This is a genomic window from Lactobacillus leichmannii (assembly GCF_024701915.1).
Taxonomy (GTDB): domain Bacteria; phylum Bacillota; class Bacilli; order Lactobacillales; family Lactobacillaceae; genus Lactobacillus; species Lactobacillus delbrueckii.
In genome coordinates this window covers 1-3,262 of sequence record NZ_QOCY01000003.1, presented here as the reverse complement: position 1 = coordinate 3,262, position 3,262 = coordinate 1, and the positions used below count along the sequence as shown (strand labels likewise).

At 52.0% G+C, this 3,262-nt stretch carries 1 protein-coding gene; it reads right to left on the bottom strand.

Features of this window, described 5'->3' with window-relative positions; genetic code table 11:
* On the bottom strand, positions 1–3,051 hold a 3,051-nt coding region (locus tag DS743_RS00030), incomplete at its 3' end, for a glycosyl hydrolase 53 family protein (protein WP_258945794.1).
* Positions 3,052–3,262 lie beyond the last annotated feature (211 nt).

Genomic DNA, 3,262 nt, shown 5'->3' with positions numbered 1-3,262 from the left:
TGCTTCAACAGTTGAGCTTGCCTTTTCGATCACCTTTTCGTCCTTAACCAAGGTAGCCGTGTAGTTGACCGTGATTGGGCTGCCGTAAGTAGCGCCAACGTTCGCCTTAAGGAAGTTGGCCAGCTTTTCAGCAGAAGTATTTCCTCCCAGCCAGTATTCATAGTGGTAGTTGTTGCCGGCTTCGTCCTTAAATTGGTCGCTCTTCAAGCCGTCAGTCAAGCCAGCGAAGAGGGCCTTCAAGGAAGCTTCGCTGATCTTGGTCCCCTTGACCCCGTTCAAGTACTTGGAAACAGTCCCGTCCAGGTAGTTGGTCAAAGTTAAGTCTTGGCCAAGCTTAAGCTGGTTTTCGGCCTTAAGGCTTGATTGATCTGCCCCGTAAAGAGCGGACAATTTTGGCGTGACAGTTGAAGCAGTGTTTTCAGCTGACTGGTAGCCTTCCAGCATCCCCTTGTAGACCAGCAGAGATTGGAGTGGGTAGCCGTGGTCATCAAAGAGGCCCATGTTGTCCCAAGTGGACCCGCCCCAGGTTTCCTTGCCATTGTAGTGCATTTCATTGTCCGGAGCATAGCCGATCACATACTTGGAAGCCCAGCCAGTCCCGTAGACGTTGGCCAGCTGCTTGTTGTAGTTCCAGCTGTTCCAGCCGGCTCTGACCGCGATTTGGGCTGGTTCCCAGTAGAAGGCACCAACACCGCCGCCAGCAACTAAGGACTTGTAGAGGGCAGTTACTTCATCGACCTGTCCTTGCGGGCCAACCGCGTAGTCACTTGGAGCGTAGCCGATATTGTTGCCAGTACCGTCTGAGTCATTGACATTGTTCAGCCAGCTGGTTTCCATGACAACCACCCGCTTGCCGAATTCCTTTTGGGCCATTTCCTGCACCTTCAGCAGGTTGTCCGGGTTATTGTTGGAGCTGCCCCAGAATGGGTAGTAGGAAGTCCCCAGGTAGTCATAGTCAACCCCGTTGTTCTTCAAGACAGTCATGATCATCCGGTAGCGGTTGACATCTGGTGATTCAAACTGCACGGCAATCTTGGCGTCTTTGTTGGCAGTTCTGACCGCCTTAGCCGCGGTGGCCAGGTAGCGGGCAACGGTCGTGCCGTAGTTGCTCTGCCAGAGCTTGTTCCAGTCCCCGCCAGTCAATTGGTCGGCATCATAGCCGAAGGTCCCCTTGGTGATTTCGTTACCGATCTGGACCATGGCTGGAGCCACCCCGGCCTTTTCCATATCGGTCAAGACCTTCTTGGTGTAAAGGGAAATTGCTTCGTTTAATTCAGCGCTGGACAGGTTCTTCCAGGACTTAGGCAGGATCTGCTTGGCCGGGTCAGCCCAGAAGTCGGAGTAGTGGAAGTCCAGAAGGACCTTCATCCCGTACTTCTTAGCCTGCAGGGCAGTCTTAATCAGGCTTTCTTCATCGGTGTTACCGCCGCCGTAGCCCTGGCCGTCAGCGTTATAAGGGTTGTTCCATAAACGCAGGCGGACCCAGTTGACCCCGGCTTCCTTCAAGACATCAAACAGGTCAGCCTCCTTGCCATTAAAGTCATAGTACTTCACGCCGGCTTTAAGCATGGCCTGGTAGGTTGACACGTCGACCCCGCGGGCCATATCATCAGTCATGCCAGGAATCTTTTCCACCTTGACGCTTTCGTACTTAAGGCCAGTTTCAGTCCCGTTTTGGTAGGCAGCAGTGATTTCGTCAGCCGTCTTCTTACTGGTTGGGGTTTCATCAACTGCTTCATTGTTATTGCCGGCCCCTTCAGTCAAGGTCGCGGTAAAGTTGGCCTTGATGGCCTCCCCGTACTTAACCCCCTTGTTCAAGGCCAGGAAGTTAGCTAACTTAGCGGCGCTGTCTGCCCCTTCCAGCCAGTAGGCATAGTGGTAGGTCTTGCCAGCATCATCGCTGTAGTTGGTCGTGCCTACATAAGCCGTGTCGTCGCCGCCCAGGCCGGCTTCGATGGCCGTCAAGACATCCTGGCTGATTTCAGTTCCAGCCGGGCCAGACAAAAGTGAAGAAGAGATCGTGGAAAGCAGCTTTTTGCTTTCATCAGCCGTAAAGGCCTGGCCATCCTTCAAGCCATTCTTGACGCTGACCTTATCTTGGCCGTAGACCTTGGTCACGGATGGAGTAAGGGTAGAAGATGCTTGCGCTGGCTGGGTTACAGCTTCCACCTTGTAGATCAAGCCGGCCAAAGTACCATTGTAGTAGCCGGCCCCAACGACGCTGCCAGCAGCGCTGGTAGTCCCCAGCTGTCTGATCAAGTCACTGACGAATTGGGCAGCAGTTTCGTTGTTCGCGGAGACGTCGGTCTTCAAAGTGGCCAGAACCTTGCCCTGCATGGAGCTGTTCTTTTCCATCAAGGAAGCAATCACCTGCTTGTCTTCCTTGACATCCCCCTGGGCCAGGAGCTGGGCCATTTCGTGAACAGCTGATTCCTGGTAGCCGTTCTTGGATTCCGTCCAGTCGTACTTGACCCCGTTTTTCAGCTTGACTGCAGTCAGGAATTCCGTTTGGTCCCGCAAAAGCTGGGCGTGGTCCATGCCGTTTTCCACCGCGCCATCCTTGTCAAAGGAAACCTTGATCCCGTTTAAGGTCTTGCTGGTGCTTTTGGCAATCTTACCAGTTGCGTCAGCGTAATACTGCTTGCCATTGACCTTGATGAACTGATGCTTTACTACCTGGCCATTCGCGTCGTAGTAGTTGGTAACGCCAGAAGTGGTCTTAAAGGCATTCTTGGTTGGCTGAGCGGTAGCCGTAACTGCCTTTTGAGCCGTTACTTTGGTTGCCTGGACTGCCTTGCTAGCTGTCTTAGTTGCTGGAGCAGCAGTCTTAGTCGTAGTAGCAGTCTTACCTTCATTTACAGTAGTTGCAGTCTTGTTTTCACTTACAGCAGCAGTAGTCGTCTGAGCAACTGCCTGCTTGCTGCTATCATCAGTCGTGTCTGCCTTTACGCTGTTGACATTGCCGACAGCCAGGCCAGTCGCCAGCAGAGCTACGCCGGCAGCCGTCAAACTCTTGTTAGACTTGAAGTGCTTAATCCGTCTCTTCTTCATAAGCTTGTTCCTCTTTTAATTTCTCTTAATGCAATTGAATTGTATTTTCTTTTTCTTGTTTTTCTTCTATTTCTTCTTTTCCCAAAAAATGCTCAACAGCAAAGTTGAGCATTCTTGGTTAAATTGATTACCTGCTTTACAGGTTCTTGACCCACTTCAAAGAAGCAGAAACATTGATCTTGATTGGATCGCCGTACTTGGCCCCCTTGTT